Consider the following 26,103-nt stretch of genomic DNA (forward strand, 5'->3'; position numbering starts at 1 on the left):
CGCTCACGCCAGCAGGAAGCCTGCGTAACCCGCGCCGGCGATCTCGTCGCAGCGGCGCCGGTACTCCGGAATGCCTGCCGTGTAGCCCATGTACATCCGTTTCTTACCGGGAACGTTGGCGCCGTTGTACCACGAATTGCAGCTCGGGTGGACCAGAACTGTCGCCGCCACAAGGGATGTGGTGTGCTCGATCCATTCGTGCTGCGCCTCGGGCATCGCCTCGATGGTCCGGTGACCGGCGGCCTTCAGGTGGGCGATGCAGTCGCCGATCCATTCGACGTGCTGTTCGAGCGCGGTGACGAAGTTCGTCGCCGCCGCCGGGCTGCCCGGTCCCTGAACGGTGAACAGGTTGGGGAACCCGGCGACCGCCAGGCCGAGGTAGGACACCGGCCCCTGCTCGGCCCAGACGTCCCGCAACAGCACACCGTCCCGACCGCGAACGTCGATGCGGGTGAGTGCGCCTGTCATCGCATCGAATCCGGTGGCATAGATGATGACGTCGAGGTCGTAGTGCTCGGCCGCGGTGTCGATACCGTCCGGGGTGATCGTGCGGATCGGATTCTTGCGAAGGTCAACCAGCGTGACGTTGTCGCGGTTGTAGGTCTGGTAGTACCCCTGGTCGATGATCGGCCGTTTGCAGCCGAACGGGTGGCTGGGTACCAGCGCCGCGGCGGTCTCTGGATCGCGGACGATCCGCGCGATCGCCTCGCCGTACAGCGCGGTGGCCATCCGGCTGGCCTCGATATCGAAGAAGATGTCACCCCAGTTGAGCGCGCCCATCACGCCGCGCTCGTCGACCGCTCGCACCTGCTCGTCGCGGGTGGCCGTCTTGATGGGCGGGCTGACCAGCATGTCGATCAGCACCGAGAACGCCGAGAGTCGTGCCGCACCGATCGGATGCTGACGCTGCGCTTGCCTGATCTCGCCGTAGTTCGCCTTCATCTCGTCGAGTTCACCGGCCTCGAACTGCCGCACCTGCCACGGCAGCGTGAACGCCGGCGACCGCTGAAAGACGCAGAGCTGCTGTACCTCCCGCGCGATCACCGGGATCATCTGCACGGCGGTCGAACCGGTTCCGATGACGCCGACCCGCTTACCGGAGAGGTCGACGCCGCCCGCCGGCCACCGGCTGGTGAACAGCGAGTCCCCGGCGAAGGTGCCCATGCCGGGAATGTCGGGCTCCAGCGGTTCCGACAGGATGCCGGAGGCGGCGACCACGAAGGGTGCCACGAACGTCTCGCCGTCGGCGGCCTGCAGGGTCCACCTCCCGCTGTCGTCGTCGAACGTCATCGCGGTCACGTCGGTGTCGAGCCGGATGTCACGGCGCAGGTCAAGGCGGTCCGCGACGAAGTTGAGGTACGCCTCGATCTCCGGCTGGGCGGGCATGGTCTCGGTCCACACCCACTCCTGCTGAATCTCCTCGGAGAAGCTGTAGGAGTATTCGATACTCTCGATGTCGCAGCGCGCGCCCGGATAGCGGTTGAACAGCCAAGTGCCGCCGATCTTTTCGGCCCTCTCTAGTACCTGCGCCCGGAGCCCGAGCTGTCGTAGCCGGTGCAGCATGTACAGACCGGAGAACCCGGCTCCGATCACGAGCACATCATCACTATCCATCATCTGACCCTTCGCCTCACCGCACAGCGGATGCTACTGTAATGATTACAGTATTGGAACCGGCCTGATCGCCGGTTCCCCGAAACCCTCAGGTGGACGATGCGGTACACGCTGGAGTATCCGAGCGAGCTACCCACCGCGCCCGACGATTTCCTCTCCCCCGCCGTGATCCGGGATGTCGTGTCGAGAGCCGAAGCGGCAGGCTTCGCCGCGGTCGCGCTGTCCGAACATCCGGCACCGTCGCTGAAATGGCGCCGCAACGGCGGCCACAACACTGTGGACCCCGTCGCGGCGCTGAGCTTCATGGCCGGGGTGACCAGCCGGATCAAACTGATGACCAACCTGTTCGTGCTGCCGTTCCGCAACCCGTATCTGTCCGCCAAGGCGCTCGGCAGCGTGGACATCCTGTCCGGCGGCCGGTTGATCGCAGGCGTGGGCGCGGGGTACCTACGCTCGGAGTTCTCCGCGCTGGGCGTCGAGGTCGACGACCGGGCCGAGTTGCTCGACGAAGCACTCGCCGCACTGCGCGCGATCTGGACCGATCCCGAAACACCGGTCAGTGGGCGGGGATTCACGGCAACCGGTCCGATGTGGTTGCAGCCACCGGTACAGCGTCCGCATCCACCGATCTGGATCGGCGGCAACACGGCAGCCGCGGCACGGCGCGTCGTCGAACACGGCAGCGGCTGGATGCCGCTTATCGCGCCCTCGGGTATGGCGTCAGCGATCGGCACGGCTGCGCTGGAGGACACCGCGGCGTTCGGCGCCCGGCTCGGCCGGCTGCGTCAGGCCCTGGCCGATGCCGGCCGGGATCCGGAGACGCTCGACGTGCAAGTCATCTGCCCCTGGATCGACCTGGACGACGACTCCTCACTGCGCCGAGCGCAGGACACCCTGGGTGAACTCGCCGGGTACGGCGCGAACTGGGCAGTCGCTCGCGTCGAGGCACCCACCCCGGCAGCGGCGCTCGACTACATCGACGCGTTCGGCGAGGTGGTCATTGCAGGCGATCTGGTCGGTACACCGGTTCGAGGAGGTTCCGCGTGAAGGTTCCATTCACTTGGAAAGTCACCGGCTGGTTCATGGTCGGCTGGTCGGCGCAGTACGCCGTCGGTGACGTCCGGCCGCTGCGATACTTCGGCGAGGACCTGGTGATCTATCGCGACCAGTCCGGCGAGTTGCACGTGCTCGAAGGGCACTGCAAGCACCTCGGTGCGCACATCGGGCATGGCGGCACCGTCGTCGGCGACTGCGTCGAGTGTCCGTTCCACGGCTGGCGCTGGGGACCCGACGGCGACAACACCCACATCCCCTACCAGCCGGATCGGCCCAACAAGGGGCTGCGTCTTCGGACCTACCCGGTCGAGGAGCAGCACGGCTGCATCTTCCTCTGGCACCACCCGGGCGGTGAGCCACCCCGGTGGGAACTGCCCGACATGTTCGCCAAGTTCCCGCAATTCACCGCCGCCCCCGACGAGTACTACCGCCCATACCCGGAGTTCTCCCGCTTCGCCGAGAACGAGCCGGTGCATCCCCAGATCGTTGCCGAAAACGGTCCGGACAGTTCACATTTCCACTACGTCCACCACGCGACGGTCACTCCGGTCTGCTTGGAGTGGGAAGCGGTCGATGAAGAGTGGCGGTTCGTCACCGGCTGGCCCGATGCGCGCAGTGATGACCCGAACGCCATGGCATTGCGTATCCACAGCCACTTCTCCGGGCTGGGTTTCGCGATCAGTGCGTTCGAGGGCTCGTCGAACCACCGGCTGATCTTCGCCTGCACACCCGTCGACGACGAGGTGTCCAACATGTTCTATTCCATCTGGTGGCCGCGAAAACACGGCGACACCAGTGACATCCCACCCGACGACGTCCGAGAACGGGTGGAGAAGCAGTATCTGGGCACGGTGTGGGACGACCTCGAGATCTGGCGCTATCAGAAATACGTCGAACACCCGGCACTGGCCAAGGTCGACGCGAAACCCTATATGGCAATGCGCAAGTGGGCTCAGCAGTTCTATGACGTGTCGGCGGCGGCACCCATATGAAGGCCGAACTCGTCGACCCGGGCCACACCGTCATCGTCACCCAGGAGTTGCAGGGCGCCGTCGTCGGGCCGGATGCCGGACTGGCGGCGTTGGCCCGCGAAGCGGAGCGCGAGGCGCTACCCAACATCGCCCGCTTGCTACCCGTGGCGCGTGCGGCCGGAGTCACCGTGGTGCACTGCCTGGTGCAGCGCCGGCCCGACGGACTCGGCTCCAACCACAATGCCAAGCTGTTCGCGATCGGAGCTAGTGGGGTCGACATCGCGCCGGGCAGCCCCGGTGCCACGCTGTTACCGCAATTCGGCCCGGAGCCAACCGATCTCGTCCTGAGCCGATCGCATGGTCTTGGCCCGATGGGCGGTACCGATCTCGACGCGATCCTGCGCAATCTCGGCGCGACCACCGTCGTCGGCGTGGGGGTGTCACTGAACGTGGCGATTCCCAATCTGGTGATGGACGCCGTCAATGCCGGCTACCGCGTGGTGCTGCCGCGCGATGCGCTCGCCGGGGTACCCGCCGAGTACGGCACCGCCATCATCGACAACACCCTGGCCTTGCTGGCGACCATCACCACCACCGACGAACTGATCGCGGCCTGGGAGGCGTAATGAACACCGACACCGCCGTGCCGCAGTTGCCGACAGACTACCTTCGCGATCCGTATCCGTTCTTCGCCGAGATGCGCTGTGGTCCAGGGATCTTCCGCGGCACGGTGATGGACTACTCGAAGACTCCGGAGTCGCTGCGTCCAAGGCAAGAGTATGCCGCGGTGTCCTTCGACGCGGTGAACAGGGTGCTGCGCGATGGGCGGGTGTTCAACTCCTCCATCTACGACTCCACGATCGGACTGTTCATCGGGCCGTCGTTGCTGGCGATGGAAGGCAAGGCCCACTGGGATCACCGCAATCTGGTCTCCGCTGCGTTCAAGTCGAAGTCGTTGGCGCGCTGGGAACCTGAGGTGGTCCGCCCGATCGTCAACGGCTTGATCGACGAGTTCATCCGCGACGGGGACACCGACCTGGTGCGGGCATTCACGTTCGAATTCCCCACCCGCGTCATCACCCGGCTGCTGGGCCTACCCGAAGAAGACCTGCCCACTTTCCGGCGCCGCGCAGTCCAGCTGATCAGCTACGCCGTCGACTACCGCAAAGCGTTCGAGGCATCGGCTGCGCTCAAGGACTACTTCCTGGAGCAGATCGACAAACGTCGGTCGACGCCGACCGACGACATCATCGGCGATCTGGTGAGTGCGGACATCAACGGGGAGAAGCTGACCGACGAGGCGATCTACTCGTTCCTGCGGCTGCTTCTCCCGGCCGGCCTGGAAACCACCTACCGATCGTCGGGCAATCTGCTCTACCTGTTGCTCACCCATCCCGAACAGTTCGCGGCGGTGCAGGCCAACCGGGAACTGCTGGCTCCGGCCATCGAAGAAGGTCTGCGCTACGAGACTCCACTGACCACCGTGCAGCGGTTCGCCACCGAGGACAGCGAGCTGGGCGGTGTTGCGATACCGGCCGGTTCGGTGATCGACGTGTGCATGGGCTCGGCCAACCGCGATGCGAACCGCTGGCCGGACCCCGAGAAGTTCGACATCTTTCGCCACCACACCCCGCACATCACGTTCGCGGCGGGCGAGCACACCTGTATGGGTCTGCACCTGGCCCGGATGGAGACCCGCGTCGCGTTGGAGTCCTTGCTGGATCGGCTGGGCGACATCACGCTGATCACCGACGACGATCCGCACATCCACGGCCAGCCGTTCCGGTCGCCGACATCGTTGCCGGTGACCTTCACCGCGGTCCGCTAGCCCTTCCAAGGCTTGGTCTTGACGTAACCCCCTGCGTCGATGCGCATCTGCGTTCCGGTGATGTAGCGGGCATCGTCACTGGCCAGGAACACCACGGCGGCCGACACGTCGTGCGGCTCGATGTAGGGCACCGGCATCGCCTGCATGGCGGGGAACGACAGCTCGGCGTCGTCGCGTGTCGGGGACGCCAGGTCGGGCCGGAACACCCGGTACATGCCCTCGTTGTGCAGCATGTCGGTGTTGACATTGGTCGGGTGTAGCGCGTTCACCCGAATCATTCTCTTGGCCAACTGGACTGACAGATCGTTGACGTAGTGGGCGACCATCTGTTTGGCCAGGCTGTAGGCCGACCCGCCCGGACCCTGGTTGGTGGCGCTGCCCAGTTGCGCCGCAAGCGAACCGGTGGCGATCACCGATGCGCCATCGTTGAGGTGCGGCATGCTGGCCTGGATCACGTTGAACACCCCGACCAGATCGGTGTCGATGGTGTCCGACCACGACTGCAGGGTCTGCCGCTTGCCCATCGGGCAGATACCGGCATTGGCGACGACGATGTCGAGGTGGCCCATCTCATCGACGGCATCGGCGATCGTCTGCCACACCGCACTGCGCTCGCGGACGTCGCAGATCGCGGAAAAGCACCGCGCGCCTTCCTTTTCCACCAGCAACACGGTCTCGTCGAGGTCCTCAGGCCGCGACAGCGGGTAGGTGTTGCCTTCGAGGTCGGCGCAGATGTCCAGCACGATGACGTCCGCACCTTCGGCGGCCAGCGCGATCGCGTGTGAACGCCCCTGTCCTCGCGCGGCCCCCGAGACCACGGCAACCTTGTTGTCCAACTTGCCCATTGGGTGTCCTCCTATGACTGGCGTGGAGCGCGGACCGCGAGGGTCTTGGTTTCCAGGTACTGGCCGAATCCCTCGATGCCGCACTGACGTCCGACGCCGCTGTTCTTGTAGCCCCCGAACGGGGCGTCGGCGCCGTAGAACATTCCCCCGTTGACACCGATCGAGCCGGTACGGATCCGGCGGGCGACGGCGGTGCCGCGCTCCACGGACCCCGACAACACCGCGCCGGCCAACCCGTAGGCGCTGTCGTTGGCGATGCGGATCGCCTCCTCGTCGTCGCGGAACGGGAGCACCACCAGGACGGGCCCGAAGATCTCCTGCTGGGCGATCGCGGAGCGGGGGTCGGCACCGATGATCACCGTGGGTGCGACGAAGTGCCCACCGGCGAGGTAGTCCGGTAGATCGTCGATACCGCCTCCGCCGACGACGATTTCGGCACCGTCACGACGGGCCCGGTCACATGCGTCGAGCACCCGCTGCTTCTGCCTGGCGCTGACGAGAGGGCCGACGAACGTGCTGGGCAGCGCCGGGTCACCGACCGGCACCGACTGGAAGGCCGCGGTGATCGCGGCGAGCGCCTCGGGGTAGAGCGATTCGTGGATCACCAACCGCGTGGTGAGCGCGCAGGCCTGCCCGGCATGCACGCATACCCCGACCGCGCTGCCGATGATGTGCGCCGGGTTGGCGTCGTCGAGCACGATCAGCGCCGACTTGCCGCCCAGTTCCAGGAACGTGCGCTTGATGGTGTCGGCGCCGTCGCGCATCAACTGCTTGCCCACCGAGGTGGATCCGGTGAACGACACCATGTCCACCCGCGGATCGGTGGCCAGCAGTCCGGCGACCTCATTGTGCGGGGTGGGCACCACGGCGAGGACACCGGGCGGGATGTCGGTGTGCTCGGCAACCAGCCGGCCGATGCGGGTGGCGTTCCACGGGGTGTTGGGATCGGGCTTGAGCACCACGGTGTTGCCGGCGGCCAGCGCGGGACCGAGCTTGTTGAGGATGACCTCGATCGGGTAGTTCGACGGCGTGATCGCCGCGACCACCCCGACCGGCTCCTTGACGACGGTGCGGACGTTGCGATCGCCGAAGAGGCCGCCGCCGTCCAGCGTTCGCTCCCAGTTGAATTCGTCGATCAGCCGGGACGGATACCGGAGCGAGTCGGTCAGCGGCCACTCCAATTGGGCGTCACCGGTGGACATGATCGGGCAGCCGACCTCCGCGACCAACTCCTCGCGCAGGTCTTCCTTCTCGGACTCCAGCGCGGCCTGCAGCTGGGCCAGACACCTCTTGCGTAGCGCTCGGTTGGTGGACCAGTCGGTGTCGTCGAATGCCCGCCTGGCCGCGGCGATGGCGCGGTCCATGTCGGGAGGCCCGGCGGCGGCGGTGGCCCCCAACACCCGGCCGGTCGCCGGACTGATGTTGTCGAATTCGGCGCCGTCGGCGGCCGCAGCGAGTCGCCCGTCGATGAGCATCCGCGGTTCGGCCCGCTTCGCCGCCCGCAAACCCAGCTCGACGCTCGTACCCTGCTGGTCCACCGACGCACCACCTTCTTTTCCGGGACGGTCAACGGTAAAGGTTACAGTAAGAATCTGCGGCAGTGGTGCGCCGATTCTTCGACCCGCAGCGTCCGGGGTGTGAGAATGTGGTTACCACCACCGGGCGAAAGGGATTGATCGTGATCAAGGTGATGGACGGCATCCGGGTACTGGAGGTCGCGCAGTTCACGTTCGTTCCGGCGGCCGGAGCGATCCTGGCCGACTGGGGCGCCGACGTCATCAAGGTCGAGCACCCGGTCCGCGGCGACACTCAGCGCGGCTTCATCAACATGGGCGGCTTTCAGCTCGACCCGAACCGGCACCCGCTGATCGAGCATCCAAACCGCGGCAAGCGCAGCGTCGGCATCGACGTCTCCACACCCGACGGCCAGGAGGTGCTGTACGAGATCGCGAAGACAGCCGACGTCTTTTTGACCAATTACATGCCGCAGGCCCGCCAGAAGAACAAGTTCGACGTCGAGCACATCCGCGCGGTCAACCCCAACATCATCTACGCCCGCGGCAGCGCCTACGGCGACAAGGGACCCGAGCGCCTGGTCGGCGGCTTCGACGGCACCGCATTCTGGACCCGCAGTGGCGTCGGCCACGCGCTCACGCCGGAAGAGCTCGGAGGCGCTCTGCCGCAGGGTATTCCAGCGTTCGGCGATTCGATCGGCGGGATGAACATCGCCGGCGGCATCTCGGCGGCGCTGTTCCATCAGGAACGGACGGGCGAGGCGGTTGAGATCGATGTGTCGCTGCTGAGCACCGCGTGGTGGGCGGCAGGCGCCAGTGTCACCCAGGGCATGGAGACCGGGGAGACCATGCGCTCCCTGATGCCCGGCTCCACGACATCGGTCAACCCGTTCATGGCCAACTACCTGACCTCTGACGGCGGCACGATCAACCTGTGCATCGTCAGCCCTACCGGCTACATCCGCGACACCTGGGAACATCTCGGCCTGGCCGAGCTCGCCGACGACCCCCGGTTCTCCGACGTGATGCCGCTGATCCAGAACGCCGAAGAGGGCGTCCGATTGATCACCGAGGCGATCGCCGCCAAGCCGTTCGAGTATTGGCGCCAGCACCTCAAGACGATGAAGGGCCAGTGGGCGCCGTTCCAGAGTCTGGTCGATCTGGCCTCCGACGAGCAGGCGATCGCCAACGACATGATCGTCGAGGTGGAAGCAGCTGACGGTGGAGCACCGTTCAAGGTGGTGCGCGGGCCGGTGCAGTTCAATCACGAGGCGCTGGAGACCACCCGAGCACCGCAGGCCAGCGAGCACACCGAAATCGTGCTGATGGAGATCGGTATCGATTGGGACCGCATCGAGGCGCTCAAGGAGTCGGGCGCGATCGCCTAACCGGCTACTCGCTCGACGCGAACCGGGACGCCGGTCAGCCAGGCCATCCCGGACAACGACTCGACATCTTCGGGCTCGCTCGACGTCAGCCGGTTGACGTTGGACCCGCCTGCGCGATTCGCCAGTTTCCAGGTCCCGGTGCCGGTGTGCCCCCACCCGTGCGGGACGGCGATCACCCCGGCCATCAGGTCCTTGGTTGTCATCACCTCGACGGTGATCTCGCCGTACGGCGACGACACTCGCACCACATCACCATCAGTAATGCCCTGTTCGGCTGCGTCGTCGACTCCGATGAGCGCCCGGTGCCCCCGCTCTCCTCGCATCAGCAGCGGCGCATTGTGCATCCAGGAGTTCTCCGAACGCGGCTCGCGCATGCCGATCATCCGCAACGGATAGCCCTCGGGATGACCACTGCTGCTGAGCTTCTCGACCTCGGCGGCGATACCGGGGTGCCTCAGCCGGACCCGGCGGGACAGATAGGCCACCGAATTGCGCAGCGCGCCAGTGCGGATGTGCGGCGCCACGATCACGCCGTGCGGATGGTCTTCGGTCAGCCGGCGATGCGTCAGCCCACCGCGACGCAAGCCGAACAGGTCACCGCCCTGCGACATCCGGATCAGCGCGTCCATCATCAGCCGCGGCTGGAGGTTCACCCCGAAGCGGCCCAGTGTTTTTCGCGCGACCGAGAACACCGTGAACGCCGGCACGCCGGGGGCCAGCCGGGCCATCAAATCGGCGACGATGTCCCATTCCGGCCGGGCCTGCCCGGCCGGAGCGACCACAGCATCGGTGGCCTGCCGAAACGGCGTGGCCTGGAAGGCCTGAAACGTGTACGGGAAGTCGTCGCGTTCGTACATCGTGGTCACCGGCAGGATGTAGTCACACCTGCCGGTCGTCTCGGTGACGTAGAAGTCAAGGGCTACCGATAATTCCAGGGAGTCGAAGGCAGCCTCGAGTTCGCCGCCGTTGGGCACCGACAGCACCGGGTTGCCCGCCGAGACGAACATCGCCCTGATCTGGCGGTCGCCCGGCGTCGTGATCTCCTTGGCCATCAGCGCGGCCGGTTCCATGGCGACGGCGATGGGGATCCCGCCGATCCGCGACCGGTTGCGATACGAGCGGCGCATCGCCAGGCCCATGATCGTGGCCTGCCAGCGGCCTCCGACGGTCTCCATCGAGCTGAACACCGATCCACCGGGTGCATCGAGGTTTCCCGCAACGAGATTCACCGCATCGATCAGGTAGGTGGTGAGCGTGCCGTACCGGCCGACGCAGGTACCGAGCCTGCCGTAGACGGCCGCCCGCGGCTCGCGCACCAGATCCCGGGCGAGCGACCGGACACTGTCGGCGTCGATGCCGGTGCGTGCCGCGGTGAACTCCGGGGTGAACGGCGCGCACAGCGATTGCAGCCAGTCGAGGCCGTCGGCCTGTGCGGTCACCCGTGCGGTGTCGACGAGGTGCTCGGCGAACATCACCTGCAGCAGCGACAGCAGCAGGAATGAATCAGCATCGGGCACGACGGGCAACCACTCGAAGGCCGCCGCCGTCTCGGTGCGGCGCGGGTCGACGACGACGACACGGCCGCCCCGCTTGACGATGTCGTGCATGCGGTCCTTGATCCGGGGCGCCGTCAGGAAGCTGCCATGCGAGACAACGGGATTGGCGCCCATCATCACCAGAAGGTTGGTGCGGGTCAGATCGGGGATCGGCACCGACGTCGGGGCCCCGTACAGCATCTGGCTCGCGATCAGCCTGCTGTTGGTGTCCTGCGACGACGCCGTGAAATAGTGGCCGCCGCGGCCGAGGCCCTTGATGAAGCCCAGAGCCGCGAAGGTGTGCGCATAGCTGAAGGCACCGGGGTTGCCCATGTACCAGCCGACCGCCCCCGCCCCACGGGCGTTCAGGATCTGCGTCAACCGGGCGGCGATATCGGACAGCGCCGCGTCCCAGCTCACCGGTTCGTAGCCGTCCGGGCCCTTGCGAAGCGGGGTCGTCACCCGATCCGGATCGTTCTGCACCTCGGTGAACGCGATGCCCTTCTGGCAGGCGAAACCGGCCGAGAGCGGATGATCCTTGTCCGGGCGCAGTGCCGTCAGCCTGCCGTCCTCGACCGTGGCCACCATGCCGCACAGCGGTTCGCAGATGCGGCAGAACGTGGTCTTGTGCTCGATCGTGGAAGCCACGCAGGACACGATACTGTAAGTGTTACAGTTCCTGCGCGTCTCCGCGGATCCCGAGAGGAAGACCATCGATGAACGATGTCGCCATCATCGGCGTCGGCCTGCACCCGTTCGGCCGGTTCGACGGTAAGTCCGCCATGGCGATGGGCGTCGACGCGATCTTCGCCGCCGTCGCCGACGCCGGGATCGAATGGAAGGACGTCCAGTTCGCCACCGGCGGCAGCTGGACCGTCGCCAACCCCGATGCGATCGTCAGCATGGTCGGACTGACCGGGATCCCGTTCACCAACGTCTTCAACGCCTGCGCAACGGCGGCCAGCGCCGCCAAGGCGTGCGCCGACGGGATCCGGCTGGGCGACTACGACATCGGTATAGCGATCGGGCTCGACAAGCATCCGCGCGGCGCGTTCACCGAGGATCCGGCCCTGGTCGGGATGCCGCGCTGGTACGCCGAGAACGGCCAGTACCTCACCACGCAGTTCTTCGGCATGAAGGCCAACCGCTACCTGCACGACCACGGAATCTCGGAGGAGACGCTGGCGCGGGTGGCCAACAAGAATTTCCGCAACGGTGTGCTGAACCCGAATGCATTCCGTCGCAAGGAGATTTCGATCGAGGACATCATGGCGTCGCCGGTGTTGAACTACCCGCTGCGGCAGTACATGTTCTGTGCACCCGACGAGGGAGCCGCGGCGGTCGTCATGTGCCGCGCCGACATCGCGCACCGCTACACGTCCACGCCGGTGTACCTCAAAGCGGTCGAAGTCCGCACCCGTCGTTACGGCGCCTACGAGGTCAACACCACCTTCGGCCCCGTCGACGAGGACGTCGCACCAACTGTGCACGCAGCCCGCGCCGCGTTCGAAAAGGCCGGTGTGTCACCGCAAGATGTCGACGTGATCCAACTGCAGGACACCGACGCGGGCGCCGAGATCATCCACATGGCCGAGTGCGGATTCTGCCCGGACGGCGACCAGGAGCGGCTGCTGGCCGATGGCGAGACCGAGATCAACGGTTCCATGCCGATCAACACCGACGGCGGGCTGATCGCCAACGGCGAGCCGATCGGCGCGTCCGGGCTGCGGCAGATCCACGAGATCGTCCGGCAGTTGCGCGGCGAGGCCGGTGATCGCCAGGTGCCCGGTGAGCCGAAGGTCGGTTTCACCCAGCTCTACGGCGCGCCGGGTACCGCAGCAGCAACGATCCTGACGCGGTAGACCGATGGGCGTTCTCGACGGGGTGCGGGTGCTCGACTACGGCAGGTTTATCGCCGCGCCGTGGTGCAGTGCACTTCTCGCCGACATGGGCGCCGACGTCCTGCGCGTCGAGAAGCGCGAAGGCGGCGAGGACCGCTGGGTGCAGTCGGTCACCAGCGGCGGTGAAGGCGGCACCTTCCTGCAGTGCAACCGGAACAAGCGCTCGCTGACGCTCGATTCGACGACGCCGGAGGGCGCCGAGATCACCCGGCTGCTGGTAGCCCGCTCCGACATCGTGATCGCCAACATGCCGGCCGCCGGTATGCGGGCCAGCGGGCTCGACTACGAGTCGCTGCGCGCGGTCAGACCCGACATCATCCTGGCCAGCGCAACGGCCTACGGCGAGGGTGGCCCCTACAGCGACCGGATCGGATTCGACGGGGCGGGCCAGGTGATGTCCGGCGCCGTCTACCGACAGGGCCTGCCGGAGCTGCCGATCCGAACGGTGGTCCCCCAGGCAGACTTCGGTACCGCGCTCACCTTGACCATCGGCGTGATGATGGCGCTCTACCACCGCAGCCAGACCGGGGAGGGCCAGCACGTGGAAGGCGCGCTGCTGCCCACGGCGTTGATGCTGTCCAACGCCTTCCTCATCGAGCGCGAGCTGCTGGGCGTGGACAAGCCCCGCGCCGCCAACCGCGGCACCTCGGTCGCGCCATGCGACCTGTACGAAGTCACCGACGGGTGGGTCCTGCTGCAGATCGCCGGCCAGCCGATGTTCAAACGGTGGTGCCGGCTGATCGGCCGGGAGGAGCTGTTCGATGATCCGCGCTTCGCCGACGACGACGCACGCTGGCGCAACGGCGATGTTCTCAACGATCTGATGCAGCAGTGGTGTGCAGGCAAGACCAGAGCCGAGGTGCTCACCGCGCTGGAGGCCGCGAAACTGCCTGCTGCTCCGTTGAATTCGCCCCAGGAAGTTCTCGAGGATCCGCACGTGGAGGCGATGGGCTACCTCAAGCGGGTGCCGTTCCCCGGCGCGTCGAAGCCCGTGCCCTTGATAGAGACACCGTTTCGCCTGTCGGCCACGCCCGGCACCATTCGCCGGCGCGCACCGTTGCTCGGTGAACACACCGATGAGGTGCTGGCCGAAATCGGTTACGCCACATCCCAGATCGCAACCCTGCGCCAGGACGGCATCATCTAGTCAGGAAAGCACTCGCACCGGCACGGTGCTCCAGCCCGCCACGTTCTGCATATTGACCCGCTTGCAGCCGTCGAAGTCGACCTCGAACTTCGGCATGAAGTCGAGCATCTTGTCCAGCGCGATCGCACTCTCCAGCCGGGCCAGGGCTGCGCCCAGGCAACTGTGAATTCCATAGCCGAGTCCGAGATTCTGCGCTTGCGTGCGGTCCCGGTCGATATGGAATCTGTCCGGTTCGGTCCACGCACGCGGGTCACGGTTGGCTGATCCGCCGACCAGGAAGACCGGCTTGCCGACCGGGATCGTCACGCCGTGCAACCTGACCTCACGCAGCGAGCAGCGCACGTTGTACTGGGCCGGGGCCTCGTAGCGCAGCAGTTCTTCGACGGCCAGCGGGATCTTGCTGCGGTCACTGCACAACAGCTCCCACTGGTCGGGGTTCTGTGCGAAGACCACGGCCGCATTCCCGATCAGCTTGGTCACGGTCTCTGCGCCAGCACCACCCAACAGCGTTGCAAATTCCGTGATCTCGATATTGTCCAGTGGTTCCATCCGGCCGTCTTCTCGCTCGATCTCGGCACAGATCAGCTTGCTCAGTAAGTCGTCGCCGAGCTCCTCGCGCCGCTTCTTGATCAGCCGGAAGTAGTAGATCGCCATATCGACGGCGGCCTGCTGGCCCGACGCGGTCATCTCGACATCGCCGCTCTCGCGGTGCAGCAGCTCATCGATCCACAACCGGATCTGCTGGCGGTCAGCGGCGGGCACTCCCTGCAAGGTGGTCATGACGTCGACCGGGAACAGCGCCGAGAAATCCTGCACGACGTCGAATCCCGTCGGATCGACAGCCGACAGATGCTTGTCGACCAGTTCGATGACCAGGGCGCGCTGCGCTTCGATCGCCCGAGGAGTGAACACCTTGTTGAGCAGGCTGCGCATCCGCCGGTGCGCGGGCGGGTCCATCGCGATGATCGACCCGTGCTCGGTGACCTCGCCCTTGCGGACCTGGCCGAGGTCAACGCCGTATGCCGACGAGTAGGTTTCGTAGTCCTTGAAGGCGGCGGCGACGTCGTCGTGTCGGGTCAGCGCGTAGAAGTCGTATTCCTGGCTGTAGTAGACCGGGGCGTCGTCGCGCATCCGGCGATACGTCTCGTACGGGCTGATGAAGAAGTCTTCCGAAAACGGATCGAACACCACACTCATGTGGCGACCGGGGCTTTGGTCGCCGGCGGCGAGTAGTTGGGTTTGCCGAGCCCGAGCACGTGCTGCGCGATCATGTTGCGGAACACCTCGAGCGTTCCGCCGTAGATCCCGAACAGCGGCGCGAACCGGAAGGCATATTCGGAAGCACCGTTGTCGGCCGCCCCGTCGGTGTCCACCGGCAACACCGAGGCGGCGCCGGCGAGGTCCATCAGGTCCGGTGCGATATCGCGCATCGTCTGGGCCTGAGCGACTCGGCCGAAAATGCTTGGTGTGGACAGGGATGCCTCCAGGCGGGCGGCACTGCGGCCGAGCCGGTGGGCGACCGCGCCGTCATCGACCATCCGGCGTCCCGAGGGGTCGGACCGGCCGACATGGGCGGCGACGGCATCGACGGCGGCGGCCATCACGCCGGCCTGGTGGGCCATGATCGACACGTCGGAGAGCCCGTCTGCTTCCGTCGGCGCGGCACCGTGTTCGGCGTCCAGCGGTCCGCGCAGCACCGTCCAGCCGCCGTTGGCTTCGCCGAGCAGATACTTCTCGTCGACCCGCACGTCGGTGTAGTACACGATGTTCGTCCGGTCGCCGTCAACGGTACGGATGCCCTGGATCTCGATACCCGGGGTGTCCAGCGGAACCAGAAACATGCTCAGGCTCTTGTGTTTCGGCGCTGCCGGATCGGTGTTGGTCAGCAGGAACACGTACTGGCAGTTGTGCGCACCCGTCGTGAACATCTTCGACCCATTAATGACCCAGCTCGACCCATCCGCTTCACGGACGGCGCGGGTCTTACAGGTTGCCACGTCCGAGCCACCCTCAGGTTCGGTGTAGCCCAGGCACATTCGTGCCGTGCCGTCGAATACTCTCGGCATGACGTCGTCGACCAGCTCGGCTTTGCCGAACGCGGCGACCGCCTTGGCCACCATTACGGTGGTTCCCCACGTCACCCACGGCACGTGCGCCCGGCGACGCTCTAGATCCCAGATGCGGCGTTGAATGCGGGTGAAGCCGCCATCCGATCCGGTCCTGTATTCCTTCTCCAGGAAACCTCTGGCGCCGAGGGCCAGGTGCACCCCCTCGTCGAAGTTGTCACCCGTCTGCCGGTCTCGCAGACGCACCTCGTCGGTGACCAGCTCGGACAGGTAGGTCCGTAGGTCGCGCTGGAAGGACGCATCGTCGGGGCTCAGCTCGACTTCGGTGAAATCCATGGCAGCTCCTCGGATCAGGACGGGACGGCCAGCACCGGCGGCGCGGCGGCGGTGGGGTCGGGGTTGGCCAGCGGCAGACCCATGAACCGGCGGGCGTTGTCGCCCATGAAGTCGTAGGTTCGGCGTTCGTCCATACCTTCGGCGTACTTCCAGAAGCCGCGCGGCTCGGCCAGCCCCTCCGGGTGCGGATAGTCCGACCCGAACAGCACCTTGTCCCAGCCGACGGTGTTGACCACATCCGAGACGCTGCCCTCCCAGAACGGGCTGACCCAGATGTTGCGCCGGAACACGTCGTGCGGGTGCTCTGGGAAGTTCTGCGGCATCTTCTTGTACAGGTCGTCGAAGTCGAGGAAGAGCTGGCCTATCCATGAGCTGCCGTTCTCGACGCTGGCGATCCGCAGCCGCGGGAACCGCGTCAGGGTGCCGTGGCAGATCAGGCTGGTGATCATGTCGGCGATTTCGCGGTGGCCCAGCACCATCCACCGGAAGGCACTCATCGCCATGAAGTTCTGGGTGTGCGGCGGCTCCCACTTGCTTACGTAGGAGTCGAGCGGCGGGTAGCTGGCGTGCAGGACGATCGGCAGGCCGGCGGCCTCGACGTCGCGCCAGAACGGATCGAATTCCGGCAGTGCCGGGGAGCGCCAGCCGTGCACACCGCGAACCGGGCCGGGTTTGATCAGCGCCACCTTGGCGCCGGCGGAGAGCAGGTACTCGAGTTCGGCTTGCGCGCCGCCGACTTCGGACAGGTTGATGATCGGGGTGGAGAACAGCCGGTCGTCGTAGACGTAGGACCAGTGCTCGGCCATCCATTGGTTGAGGGCGTGGATGATCGCCAGTGTCAGCTCGGGATCATCGGCCGACGAGTGCTCGACGAGGCTGGCCAGGGTCGGATAGTTCAGCGCCTCCACCACACCCTGGCGGTCGAGCTCGGCGATCCGGTCCGCCGGGTTCTTGGTGGCCGCCGGCGCTTCGATTGCGGGGCCTTGCATTTCGCGCAGCGTCAGGCCTTCGCTGTTCTCGCCTGCGAAGAATTTCTCGTGCGCGCCGGGGGCGGCGACCCGTTCGAACGTCGGGTTCGGGATGAAGTCGCTGACCTTATTGTTGATCACCAGCCTGGTCTGCCTGCCCATCTGGGCGTACTGCACCGCATAGCGATAACGCTCAGGGAGGTACCGGGTGAGCGCCTCGGGTGTCTCGTACATGTGCTGATCGGCGTCGAAGATCGGCACATCGCGCCGCTGCGCTTCGGTCATGACACCTTCTTCGGTTGCGGTGCGTACGCGGGCTTGCCCAGCCCCAACACGTACTGGCCGATCATGTTGCGGAAGACCTCCAGCGTGCCGCCGTAGATTCCGGACAGCGGCGCGAAGCGGTACACGTACTCCGACGCCCCGTCGTCGGCAGCACCGTCGGTCTCCACCGGAAGCGTTGCGGCAGCACCGAGAATGTCCATCAGATCCGGTGAGATATCCCGCATCGCCTGGGCGATCGCAACCCGGCCGTAGAGACTCGGCGAACTCAGGGCGGCCTCCATCCGGGCCGCGCTGCGGCCCAGTCGGTACGACACCGATCCGTCGTCGACCGCACGGCGGCCACTCGGGTCGGACCGGCCGACCGCGGCGGCCACCTTGTCGACCGCGGTGGCCATGAAGTTGGCCTGGTGCATCATGATCGAGATATCGGCCAACCCGTCGGCTGCCGCGGCCACCGCACCGTGCTCGACGTTGAGCGGTTCGCGTAAGACGGTCCAGCCACCGTTGACCTCGCCGAGGCGGTACTTGTCGTCGACCCGGACGTCGCTGTAATAGACGATGTTCGTCCGGTCACCGTCGACGGTGCGCAGGCCCTGGATCTCGATGCCGGGCAGGTCCAGCGGAACGAGGAACATGGTGAGGCTCTTGTGCTTCTGCGCCTCCGGATCGGTGTTGGTGATCAGGAAGACGTACTGGCAGTTGTGCGCCCCGGTGGTGAACATCTTGGAGCCGTTAACAATCCACTGGTCGCCGTCGCGAACCGCGCGCGTTTTGCAGGTGGCGACATCCGAACCGCCCTCGGGCTCGGTGTAGCCAAGGCACAGCCGGACGTGCCCGCTGAAAACACCGGGCAGCACTTCGGCTTTGAGTTCCGCGGAGCCGAAGGTGTCGACCGAACGCGCCACCATCGACGTGGTACCCCAGGTCACCCACGGCACCGCGAACCGTCGTTTCTCCAGCTCCCAGATCCGTCGGCGGACCCGGGTGAAGCCGCCCTCGGATTCCGATCTCCATTCGGCCTCCAGGTATCCGGCCGCGCCGAGTGCCAGGTGCACACCTTCGTGGAAGTTGTCTCCGGTCTCCCGGTCGTGCCGGATCACCTCGTCGGTGATGTGGGTTGTCAGGAAGTGGCGAACCTCGTCGAGGAACTGCTGATCCTCGTCGGTCAGCTCTACCGGTGAGAAATCCATGGCTGCCCTATGCGGTTTCGCGGTCTGCGAGAAGGCGCCCGATCTGCTTGGCGCTGGCGCCGGGATCGCCACCGGCCAGTGGCCAGCCCCTTGCCCGCACCAGGTACGCGGTCGCGGCGGCCTCCGAGGACACTCCGAGGCCACCTTGGATGTGTACGGCCATCGTCGCGGCCTTGGACGCTTCTTCGGCCATGAACACGAATGCCGACGGTGCCAGCTCGGGACGCGCATGGGGTTCGTTGTCGAGGAACCACGCGGCGCGGCGGGCCAGGTTGCGGCCGCCTTCGACGGTGATCACCATGTTGGCCAGCGGATGCGAGATGGCCTGCAGGGTGGCGATCGGTACGCCCAACGTGTAGCGGGACTTCGCGAACTCGGCGGCGATGGTCATGGTCTCCTCGACCAGACCGACCAGCGCGGACGCCGTCAGCAGCCGCCATTCATCCAGCGCCCGAGCATATTCGGCGAGGGCGGCCGGCCCACTGCCCAGCACCGTTCGGCTGTCGGCGGCCGCCGGGTCGACCCAGGCCATCGGGAGCCGGCCGATGTTGTCCACCTTGGCCGGACGCGTACCGAACGAGAGGAGAACGACGTCTTCACCTTGTGCACCGTCCCGGATGATGATGTGGTCGGCGATCGACCCGGTCGGGATGAGCCGCACACCCGAGGCGCTGTCCAGCGATGCGTCCAGGCCGGCGATCTGGTTACCGCTCATCACCTCATCGGTGAGCGCGCCCAGGCCGGCCAACAGCCGGGCCGCGCAGACATGATCGATCCACGGCACCGGCGCGAGGTAGCGGCCGAGCTCCTCGGCCACCAGGGTCAGGTCCACCAGCGTGGCACCGTCGCCACCCACCGACTCCGGGACGGCCATCGTCGTCGCGCCCATGGCGCACAACCGTTCCCACAGGCTCTTGTCGAATCCGCTGGCCTCGGCGGCTCGCACCGTCTCGATCGTGCTGTGGGTTTTGAAGAACTGCCGATAGGCGGTCTGCAGATCGGTGTGGTCCTCGGAGAGGCTGTAGTCGAGCCTGCGCAGTTCGTAGCGGTCCATTCAGCGCTCCCTGAAGAAGAATTCGTTGGCGTTGTTGTAGAGGTAGTTGTCCATCGCGTCGGCAGGCAGGTCCAGGGCCAGGGCCTCGGGCACCACCCGCTGCATCCGCAGCACAGGGAAGTCAGATGCGAAGATGATCTTGTTCTTGCCGCGGGTTCGCATATAGTGCAACAAGCTGTCCGGCAGGCGTTTAGGTGACCACGCCGACGTCATCAGCCGGAGATTCTCGTACTTGATCATCAACCGGATCGCAACATCCCACCAGGGGTCGGCACCGTGGATCATGCACAACCGCAGCTCGGGAAACCGCACGCACACCCGGTCGAGGTGGATCGGGTTCTGCACCTCACCGGGGATCGGCGGCCCCGGCAGCCCGGTGTTGACGCACAGCGGTAGTTCAAGCTCCGCGCACTTGGTGTAGAGCGGGTAGTACACGGCGTCACTTGGAGGGTATTGACCGTCTCCCCAAAAGCTTGGTCCCACAACGGCATAGGCGACCGGGAGATCGGCAGCGACCGCGGCCAGCTCGCGCAGCGCCGGGATGGGCCGCAGCAGGTTGACCCCGCCCATCGCCAGTGCGAAACGGTCGGGGTGCGCGTCGACGAACGTGCGCGCTGTCACCGACGGCTTCACCAGTGAGTCCATCAAGACGGCCCGCTGAACGCCATGGGAATCCATCTCATCGAGGAGCGTGGCCAGATCGATCGGGTCGTACATCGACGCCGGCCCCTTGAAGTACTCGTCGCGCACCTTCTTCATGAAGGTGGGCTGGTTCTCCGTCTCGCCGAAGTGAACGTTGGCCAGACAATCTATGACACGATGCGTCATGACAGCGAAACCTTGCTGTTGGCAGTCTCCTTGGCCCAGCGATAATCGGCCTTACCGTTACCTAGGCGTCTGACCTGGTCGACGACGATGAACTCCTTCGGCGCTTTGTACCGGGCCAGCTGCGCTGTGCAGTGCTCGTGCAGCGCCCCGTGCGCCACCTCGGTGTGCAGCGCCACCAGCGCGACGAGTTCCTGGCCCCAGCGCTCACTGGGCCGGCCCACCACCAGAGCGTCGGTGACATCGGGATGCGCGCGCAGCACCTCTTCGACCTCCTCGACGAAGACTTTCTCCCCGCCGGTGTTGACCACCAGCGAGTCCCGGCCGAACAGCCGCAGCGTTCCGTCCGGTGCCAGCGAGCCACGGTCACCGGAGATCACCACCCGTGCTCCGTCCACTTCGGGAAATGTCGTGCGGGTGGCCTCGGAGTCGTCGAAGTAGCCGAGCGGGATCCGGCCTGCGCGGGCCACCCAGCCAACCTGGTCTTCACCGGCGTCGAGGAAGCGGCTGTAGTCCTCGGCGAGAACCAAAGCGCCGTCGCGTAATTCGAAGGTGTCCTTGTGGTCGCCACGCATGCTGCGCCCGAACCCGACATTGCCGGTCTCCGACGATCCGTAGCCGTTGATCAGGATGATGTCGGGCAGCAGCTCCAGGAGGGCGTTCTGATGCTTGAGGTTGGTCGCCGCTCCTCCGGTCGCCAACGCGAACAACGAGGACAGGTCGTAGTCCCCTCGCCGCAGCTCCTCGACCAGCGGCGCGGCGTACGCGTCGCCGACCATCGTCATCATTCCGACCTTGTGCCGCTGCGCGGTCGACAAGACCCGGTGCGGATCGAACTTCGCGGAGTCGTAGAGCACCACGGTCTGGCCGTTCAGAACGCCGGCGAACGCCGTCCACATCCCGGCCGCGTGCATCAGAGGGGACACCGCGAACCACGGCGCACCGGGGGTGCCGAGCTTGTCGTGGATCTCGGTGACGGACTCGTGATCGGCACCGTTCATCGAGATGGCATAGGTGTCGGCCTGCCGCCACATCACCCCTTTCGGGCGGCCCGTGGTGCCGCCCGTGCAGATCATCAACACGTCGTCAGGCGAGGCCGAGATGCTCTGATCCTGATCACCCTGTGCCAGAACCTCATCCAGATCGATCGCGCCGGGCAGGTCGGGTCCGGCACTGCCGTCGTCGATCGAGATCAGCAGCTCGGCGCTGTCCGGTGGCAGCACATCGGCGAACCTGGCGCCCAGCGATCGGTGGTAGATCACGCCGCGGGGTTTGATGTAGTCCAGCAGCTCGGCGACTTCGCGCGGCGTGTAGTGGTGGTTGACGTTGACGGGCACGACCCGGCCCTTGAGACACCCGATGACCATGTCCGGGTAGAGATCGTTGTGCATGATCAGCGCGACCCGGTCCTGGCCGCACTCCCAGTTCTGCAGGTCGGACCGTTCGCGGTGCGCGCCGAATCCCCTGCCTGCCAGGAAGTTGGCCAGGCGCCGCGTGCGGTCGGCCGAATCAGCGAAGGTGCTGGTGCGCTCGCCACAGATCGTCATCGGCCGGTCTGGAATGACCTCGGCGATGGCGTCGAGCACCGCACCGATCGTCCATTCGGGCACGACTCAGACCGCCGACGACACGGATATGCCGAGCAGATCCAATGCGTTGTCCCGCATCACCTTCCGGGTGTCTTCGGCACTGAACTCCGGAAACTGCGGGATGTCGGCGGTGAAGCTCATCGGATCGGCCAGTCCTTCGCCGTGCGGCCAGTCCGAGCCGAAGAGGATCTTCTCGACACCGATCGTGTCCGCCAGCAACTTCACGTCGTCCTCGTAGTACGGGGCGATCCAGACGTTGTTCGTCAACTGCGCGACCGGATCTTCCTTGAAGTGGTAGGGCGCGGTGTTGGCGGCCTTCTTCAGCCGCTTGATCAACCGGTAGACGAAGTAGGAGCCGTTCTCGATGCTCGCCACCTTGAGCTTGGGATGCCGGGTGAAGACCTGGTGCACGATCATCGACGCCATCGAGTCGTGAATAGCCCGGTCGTCGAGCAGCACGCTGTCGAGCGGATCCCGCTTCCCGAATCCTTCGAAGGTCCCGGTGCCACCCCACAGTGCCGAAATCGCAAGGTAACCACTGTCGGACAAGTGGAAGACCACCGGCACGCCCGCTTCGGCCAGCCGGGCCCACACCGGGTCGTGCAGTGGGTCGCCGAGTGAGCGCGGCTTGACCCGCCCCGGCACCGGCGCCGGCCGCACGCAGACGATCTTGGCGCCGCGACTCAGCACGAACTCGACCTCGGCCACCGCGGCGTCAGGGTCGGCCAGCGAGATGATCGGAGCCGAGAGGAACCGATGGTCGGGACGGTCGAAACCCCAGTCTTCGTCGAGCCACAGGTTGAAGGCGTGTACCGACGCCATCGTCGCCTCGATGTCGCGCTTGAGCGCTTCCTCGACCCCGCACGCGAAAGTCGGCAGCATGAACACGGTTTCGAGGTTCTGCTTGTCCAGGATCTGCACCCGCGCGTCCCTGTTCTGGTATTCGGGGTGGTCGGCCAACCGGTCGACCTTCATCAGCGACCCCGGGTCGACGCCGTCGGGGATCTCGCCACGGAACAACAAGTCCAGGCATCCCGGCTCGATGATCGGATCGAACGTCGGGTTGGGAATGAACTGGTTGACGACGCCGCCCATGACCGCGAAGGTGCGCTTACCCTCGGTGAGCATCTGCACACCACGGCGTTTGAACTCCTTGGGCAGATGCCGGGTGAACGAATCGGTCGGCTCGTAATAGTGGTTGTCGACGTCAATCGCCCTGTAATCCAATGTCATCGGTGTCGTCCTCTCACGTCAGGGGCGGGAAGTTCGGTGGCCGCTTCTCGAAGAACGCGGTGATGCCCTCGATGAAGTCGGGGCGTTGCATGGATTCGTGCATCAGCGTCTCGGCCCGCCCGCTGGCGTCCTGCGCCTCGCGTAGGGCGTCGCCGTAGACCTGACGTTTGATGACGGCCAGTGAGCTCGGCGCACAGTTGGCCGCAATGTCCTCGGCGTATTCGATTGTGCGGCCGAGCAACTCGTCGGGTGTGACGACTTCTTTGACCATCCCGAGTTCGAAGGCCTCTTCGGCGTAGAACACCCGCCCGCTCAACAGCAGATCCAGCGCCGCCCCCCACCCGATCACCTTGGGCAGGATCCATGAGATCCCGTACTCGGCGATCAGGCCGCGGCGGACGAACGACGTGGTGAATTTCGCCCCGGCGGCGGCGAATCGGATATCGCACATCAGCGCCTGGGTCAGCCCGATACCGGCGCAGGCACCGTTGATCGCGGCGATGACCGGCTTGCTCACGGTCGTGACGAACAGCGGATGCCGCTCCCCCACCATCTTGGTCAGGTCGGCGTCACCGGCGGAGTCGACGCTGGCCGAGCTGATCGACGACAGGTCGCCCATGTCGGCTCCCGCACAGAATGCCCGGCCACTGCCCGTCACCACGATCGCGCGGACATCCGGGTCGGCCTCGGCGGCGTCCATGCCCGCGTAGAACCCGGCGGCGAGCCCACCGCCCCAGCCGTTCATCCGCTCCGGACGGTTGAACGTCAGAACCGCGACCCCGCTGTCGAGAACCTCGTACAGAACGGGCTTGGCCGCAGCGGAATTCGGGGCGGGATCGGCGTGGGTGTCGGTCACCTACGGGTACCTCCAAGAATGGCGCGCCAACATGCGGATACGTCCATACTGTACACCTATCGGTATCACCTTCCGCAATCAGCGTTCGAGCAGGCCGAGCCGCTGATAGGCCTGCTCGATCTGAGCCTTTCCAGCCTCGGGCAATTCGGTCTGCGGCGGGCGCGAATGGGGATAGTCGCCGATGGGCAATCCGAGCAGCGAGGCGGCGTACTTGAAGGCACTTCCCCAGTGGGTGAAGTAGTCGGGACGGCCCGGGAAGCAGGTGAACCAATTGCCCATGTCGATGCCGAACTGGTCGAGCCCTGACTTAGCCGCGTAGTCCATCGCCTCGATCAGTTTGTCGGCCCACACCAGCTCCCAGAATTCGGAGATGATCGGCCGCTGCGGGGTCTCGTGCAGATAGCCCGCGGTGCCCAGCTGCGCGGGACCGACGACGCCCGCCCGCAACCAGCCCGCCCGGTAGACGGTGAGATCGCATTCCCAGATCACCAGACCCGGTGCCAGCTCGTGCAGCAGCCGGCTGCTGCCCGGGCGGAACGCGCCTTCCTTCGTCGCGCACACCGCAGGGATCTCGGCGTAGATGCGCGCCCCCTCCGCAGGCGTCAGCACATAGCCCGACGACGGCGAGTTGAACATTCCCAGTGCGATGTCGGTGCGATCGGCGATGTAGCGAAAGAAGCGCAGCACGCCCTCACCGCCGTGGGTCTCCATCATCGGCGTCTGGATGTAGGCGATGTCGGCGCCGGCTTCCTGGGCGTGCCGAGTGAGCTCGAGACAATCCTTGGCGGCGGTAGCCGCGGTGCAGGCCTGGATGACGACGTCGGGGTTGGCCCGCCGTCCCTCCTCGATAGCGGTCTCCAGCAACCGCTTTCGCTCGTCAAGGGTCAGCGACCAGAATTCGGCGATACCGCTGGTGCACCACAGCATCGGGTGCCGCAGCTCACCGACGCAGTAGCGCACCAGTGTCCGGTAGGCGTCCCAGTCGATGTCGTCGCCGTCGGTTCCGGAGAACGGCGTGTAGAGGCTGTTGCCGATTCCGCGCAGTTCTGTGCGTGCCCACTCCCGGGCATCGAGCGCTGTGGCCACCACTGCTCCTCAGGTGAAGTCGGATCCGCCGTCGACGTTGACGTTGGCGCCGGTCATGTACGAGTTGCGTTTCGAGGCCAAAAAGGCGACCACGGGCCCGATCTCGTCGGGCAGTCCGGCCCGCGGCAGATGTGCCGGGTGACCGAAGTGCTCGTCGATGGCGGCCATCAGCGCGTAGGGGTCGGAGCTGTCGACGCCGACGGATTCGGCCCAGCCGGTGAGCGCTTCGGACGCGATGCTGCCCGGCGAGACGACGTTCACCAGGATCTCGTCGGACGCCAGCGAGAGCGACAAATTCTTGGAGACGCTGGTGACCATCGCCTTGGCCGCGGTGTACGCCGCCAAACGAGGGCTCTGTCGTTGGGTGGACTGGGCGGCGAAGTTGACGATGCGCGCCCAGTCCGCGGCCCGCAGCAGCGGCAACGCGGCGCGCACGCAGCGCACCATGCCCAGTGCGCCCTCGTCGATCGCGGTACGCCACTGCTCGTCGGTCAGATCGTCGAAAGTGCCTTGCACACTTGGCCCTACAGCGTTGATGAGGATGTTGAGCCCGCCACCCCACCGCCGGCCGATCTGATCGAACGCTCGCTGAACCTGCGCGTCGTCGCCGGTATCGGCCACCAGACCGACGGCGTCCGGGCTGCCCCGCCCGCTCAGCTCGTCGGCCGCGGCGTCGAGCACCGCCGCGGTGCGGCCGATCAGCGCGATCCGCGCGCCGTCGTCGGCCAGACACCGTGCGGCGGCCAAGCCCATCCCACGGCCGCCACCGACCACGACGGCGGTGGCGTCAGCGAGCCCGAGATCCACGGCCCGCCG

General features: G+C 66.1%; 22 protein-coding genes. 7 read left to right on the top strand and 15 right to left on the bottom strand.

What is annotated here, in order from left to right; genetic code table 11:
• Positions 1–3 precede the first annotated feature (3 nt).
• The gene (locus Y900_RS09020; protein WP_420329749.1) at positions 4–1,614 is read right to left on the bottom strand and encodes a flavin-containing monooxygenase; all 1,611 of its coding nucleotides are present in this window, start codon (positions 1,612–1,614) and stop codon (positions 4–6) included.
• Positions 1,615–1,713: 99 nt separating this feature from the next.
• Here Y900_RS09020 and Y900_RS09025 point away from each other — a divergent pair, with 99 nt between their 5' ends.
• The 4 genes from Y900_RS09025 to Y900_RS09040 are packed head-to-tail and all read left to right on the top strand — an operon-like array spanning position 1,714 to position 5,469.
• Positions 1,714–2,661 (top strand): TIGR03619 family F420-dependent LLM class oxidoreductase, encoded by a 948-nt coding sequence (locus tag Y900_RS09025; protein ID WP_036341426.1) that lies wholly within the window; start codon positions 1,714–1,716, stop codon positions 2,659–2,661.
• Positions 2,658–3,662 carry an aromatic ring-hydroxylating oxygenase subunit alpha gene (locus tag Y900_RS09030; protein WP_036341429.1) on the top strand — a complete coding sequence of 335 codons (1,005 nt, stop codon included), beginning with the start codon at positions 2,658–2,660 and terminating at the stop codon, positions 3,660–3,662. The genes Y900_RS09025 and Y900_RS09030 overlap by 4 nt, the downstream gene beginning before the upstream one ends.
• Complete coding sequence (locus Y900_RS09035; RefSeq protein WP_036341432.1) at positions 3,659–4,267, top strand: cysteine hydrolase family protein; 609 nt, start codon at positions 3,659–3,661, stop codon at positions 4,265–4,267. The genes Y900_RS09030 and Y900_RS09035 overlap by 4 nt, the downstream gene beginning before the upstream one ends.
• On the top strand, positions 4,267–5,469 hold the full coding sequence (locus Y900_RS09040; protein WP_036341435.1) for a cytochrome P450: 1,203 nt from the start codon (positions 4,267–4,269) through the stop codon (positions 5,467–5,469). The genes Y900_RS09035 and Y900_RS09040 overlap by 1 nt, the downstream gene beginning before the upstream one ends.
• On the opposite strand, the gene Y900_RS09045 is transcribed toward Y900_RS09040, so the two are convergent.
• Together Y900_RS09045 and Y900_RS09050 are read right to left on the bottom strand one after the other, a co-directional pair.
• The gene (locus tag Y900_RS09045) at positions 5,466–6,314 is read right to left on the bottom strand and encodes a mycofactocin-coupled SDR family oxidoreductase (protein WP_036341437.1); all 849 of its coding nucleotides are present in this window, start codon (positions 6,312–6,314) and stop codon (positions 5,466–5,468) included. The genes Y900_RS09040 and Y900_RS09045 overlap by 4 nt on opposite strands.
• An 11-nt stretch (positions 6,315–6,325) precedes the next feature.
• On the bottom strand, positions 6,326–7,789 hold the full coding sequence (locus tag Y900_RS09050) for an aldehyde dehydrogenase family protein (protein ID WP_081845293.1): 1,464 nt from the start codon (positions 7,787–7,789) through the stop codon (positions 6,326–6,328).
• Positions 7,790–8,004: 215 nt separating this feature from the next.
• On the opposite strand from Y900_RS09050, the gene Y900_RS09055 reads away from it, so the two are divergent.
• Complete coding sequence (locus tag Y900_RS09055; RefSeq protein ID WP_036346264.1) at positions 8,005–9,216, top strand: CaiB/BaiF CoA transferase family protein; 1,212 nt, start codon at positions 8,005–8,007, stop codon at positions 9,214–9,216.
• Here Y900_RS09055 and Y900_RS09060 read toward each other — a convergent pair.
• Positions 9,213–11,399 carry a molybdopterin-containing oxidoreductase family protein gene (locus Y900_RS09060; protein ID WP_036346267.1) on the bottom strand — a complete coding sequence of 729 codons (2,187 nt, stop codon included), beginning with the start codon at positions 11,397–11,399 and terminating at the stop codon, positions 9,213–9,215. The two genes, Y900_RS09055 and Y900_RS09060, sit on opposite strands and share 4 nt — an antisense overlap.
• A 68-nt stretch (positions 11,400–11,467) precedes the next feature.
• On the opposite strand from Y900_RS09060, the gene Y900_RS09065 reads away from it, so the two are divergent.
• Both Y900_RS09065 and Y900_RS09070 read left to right on the top strand, forming a co-directional pair.
• A complete protein-coding gene (locus Y900_RS09065; protein ID WP_036341443.1) occupies positions 11,468–12,613 on the top strand; it encodes a thiolase family protein in 1,146 nt (381 codons plus the stop codon).
• A 4-nt stretch (positions 12,614–12,617) separates the two neighbouring features.
• Positions 12,618–13,799, top strand: a complete 1,182-nt coding sequence (locus tag Y900_RS09070; protein WP_036341445.1) for a CaiB/BaiF CoA transferase family protein — start codon at positions 12,618–12,620, stop codon at positions 13,797–13,799.
• On the opposite strand, the gene Y900_RS09075 is transcribed toward Y900_RS09070, so the two are convergent.
• The 11 genes from Y900_RS09075 to Y900_RS09125 form a co-directional block, all read right to left on the bottom strand.
• Positions 13,800–14,996 (bottom strand): cytochrome P450, encoded by a 1,197-nt coding sequence (locus Y900_RS09075; RefSeq protein ID WP_036341449.1) that lies wholly within the window; start codon positions 14,994–14,996, stop codon positions 13,800–13,802. It lies immediately after the preceding gene.
• Positions 14,993–16,201 carry an acyl-CoA dehydrogenase family protein gene (locus Y900_RS09080; RefSeq protein WP_036341452.1) on the bottom strand — a complete coding sequence of 403 codons (1,209 nt, stop codon included), beginning with the start codon at positions 16,199–16,201 and terminating at the stop codon, positions 14,993–14,995. Before Y900_RS09080 ends, Y900_RS09075 begins: the two co-directional genes overlap by 4 nt.
• A 14-nt stretch (positions 16,202–16,215) precedes the next feature.
• Positions 16,216–17,454, bottom strand: coding sequence for an amidohydrolase family protein (locus tag Y900_RS09085; RefSeq protein ID WP_036341455.1), 1,239 nt, complete (start codon positions 17,452–17,454; stop codon positions 16,216–16,218).
• Entirely contained in the window at positions 17,451–18,644 is a 1,194-nt protein-coding gene (locus tag Y900_RS09090; protein WP_036341458.1) for an acyl-CoA dehydrogenase family protein, read from the bottom strand. The genes Y900_RS09085 and Y900_RS09090 overlap by 4 nt, the downstream gene beginning before the upstream one ends.
• Before the next feature lie 7 nt (positions 18,645–18,651).
• Positions 18,652–19,698, bottom strand: coding sequence for an acyl-CoA dehydrogenase family protein (locus Y900_RS09095; protein ID WP_036341461.1), 1,047 nt, complete (start codon positions 19,696–19,698; stop codon positions 18,652–18,654).
• A complete protein-coding gene (locus Y900_RS09100) occupies positions 19,699–20,526 on the bottom strand; it encodes an amidohydrolase family protein (RefSeq protein WP_036341464.1) in 828 nt (275 codons plus the stop codon). It abuts the gene before it with no gap.
• Positions 20,523–22,133: an acyl-CoA synthetase gene (locus Y900_RS09105; protein ID WP_036341465.1), complete on the bottom strand. Its 1,611-nt coding sequence runs from the start codon at positions 22,131–22,133 to the stop codon at positions 20,523–20,525. The genes Y900_RS09100 and Y900_RS09105 overlap by 4 nt, the downstream gene beginning before the upstream one ends.
• A 3-nt stretch (positions 22,134–22,136) precedes the next feature.
• Complete coding sequence (locus Y900_RS09110; protein WP_036341468.1) at positions 22,137–23,345, bottom strand: amidohydrolase family protein; 1,209 nt, start codon at positions 23,343–23,345, stop codon at positions 22,137–22,139.
• A gap of 13 nt (positions 23,346–23,358) precedes the next feature.
• Positions 23,359–24,201, bottom strand: a complete 843-nt coding sequence (locus Y900_RS09115; RefSeq protein WP_036341470.1) for an enoyl-CoA hydratase — start codon at positions 24,199–24,201, stop codon at positions 23,359–23,361.
• A gap of 78 nt (positions 24,202–24,279) precedes the next feature.
• A complete protein-coding gene (locus Y900_RS09120; RefSeq protein WP_036346269.1) occupies positions 24,280–25,287 on the bottom strand; it encodes a dihydrodipicolinate synthase family protein in 1,008 nt (335 codons plus the stop codon).
• A gap of 9 nt (positions 25,288–25,296) precedes the next feature.
• A complete protein-coding gene (locus Y900_RS09125) occupies positions 25,297–26,094 on the bottom strand; it encodes an SDR family NAD(P)-dependent oxidoreductase (RefSeq protein ID WP_036341473.1) in 798 nt (265 codons plus the stop codon).
• Positions 26,095–26,103 lie beyond the last annotated feature (9 nt).

Source organism: Mycolicibacterium aromaticivorans JS19b1 = JCM 16368 (genome assembly GCF_000559085.1).
Lineage (GTDB): Bacteria > Actinomycetota > Actinomycetes > Mycobacteriales > Mycobacteriaceae > Mycobacterium > Mycobacterium aromaticivorans.

What these genes read in the sequence shown, in the direction of transcription:
- Y900_RS09020 (WP_420329749.1), bottom strand. Translation starts at nt 1,614, where the DNA reads ATGGATAGTGATGATGTGCTCGTGATCGGAGCCGGGTTCTCCGGTCTG.
- Y900_RS09025 (WP_036341426.1), top strand. Translation starts at nt 1,714, where the DNA reads ATGCGGTACACGCTGGAGTATCCGAGCGAGCTACCCACCGCGCCCGAC.
- Y900_RS09035 (WP_036341432.1), top strand. Translation starts at nt 3,659, where the DNA reads ATGAAGGCCGAACTCGTCGACCCGGGCCACACCGTCATCGTCACCCAG.
- Y900_RS09040 (WP_036341435.1), top strand. Translation starts at nt 4,267, where the DNA reads ATGAACACCGACACCGCCGTGCCGCAGTTGCCGACAGACTACCTTCGC.
- Y900_RS09045 (WP_036341437.1), bottom strand. Translation starts at nt 6,314, where the DNA reads ATGGGCAAGTTGGACAACAAGGTTGCCGTGGTCTCGGGGGCCGCGCGA.
- Y900_RS09050 (WP_081845293.1), bottom strand. Translation starts at nt 7,789, where the DNA reads ATGCTCATCGACGGGCGACTCGCTGCGGCCGCCGACGGCGCCGAATTC.
- Y900_RS09055 (WP_036346264.1), top strand. Translation starts at nt 8,005, where the DNA reads ATGGACGGCATCCGGGTACTGGAGGTCGCGCAGTTCACGTTCGTTCCG.
- Y900_RS09065 (WP_036341443.1), top strand. Translation starts at nt 11,468, where the DNA reads ATGAACGATGTCGCCATCATCGGCGTCGGCCTGCACCCGTTCGGCCGG.
- Y900_RS09070 (WP_036341445.1), top strand. Translation starts at nt 12,618, where the DNA reads ATGGGCGTTCTCGACGGGGTGCGGGTGCTCGACTACGGCAGGTTTATC.
- Y900_RS09075 (WP_036341449.1), bottom strand. Translation starts at nt 14,996, where the DNA reads ATGAGTGTGGTGTTCGATCCGTTTTCGGAAGACTTCTTCATCAGCCCG.
- Y900_RS09080 (WP_036341452.1), bottom strand. Translation starts at nt 16,201, where the DNA reads ATGGATTTCACCGAAGTCGAGCTGAGCCCCGACGATGCGTCCTTCCAG.
- Y900_RS09085 (WP_036341455.1), bottom strand. Translation starts at nt 17,454, where the DNA reads ATGACCGAAGCGCAGCGGCGCGATGTGCCGATCTTCGACGCCGATCAG.
- Y900_RS09090 (WP_036341458.1), bottom strand. Translation starts at nt 18,644, where the DNA reads ATGGATTTCTCACCGGTAGAGCTGACCGACGAGGATCAGCAGTTCCTC.
- Y900_RS09095 (WP_036341461.1), bottom strand. Translation starts at nt 19,698, where the DNA reads ATGGACCGCTACGAACTGCGCAGGCTCGACTACAGCCTCTCCGAGGAC.
- Y900_RS09100 (WP_036341464.1), bottom strand. Translation starts at nt 20,526, where the DNA reads ATGACGCATCGTGTCATAGATTGTCTGGCCAACGTTCACTTCGGCGAG.
- Y900_RS09110 (WP_036341468.1), bottom strand. Translation starts at nt 23,345, where the DNA reads ATGACATTGGATTACAGGGCGATTGACGTCGACAACCACTATTACGAG.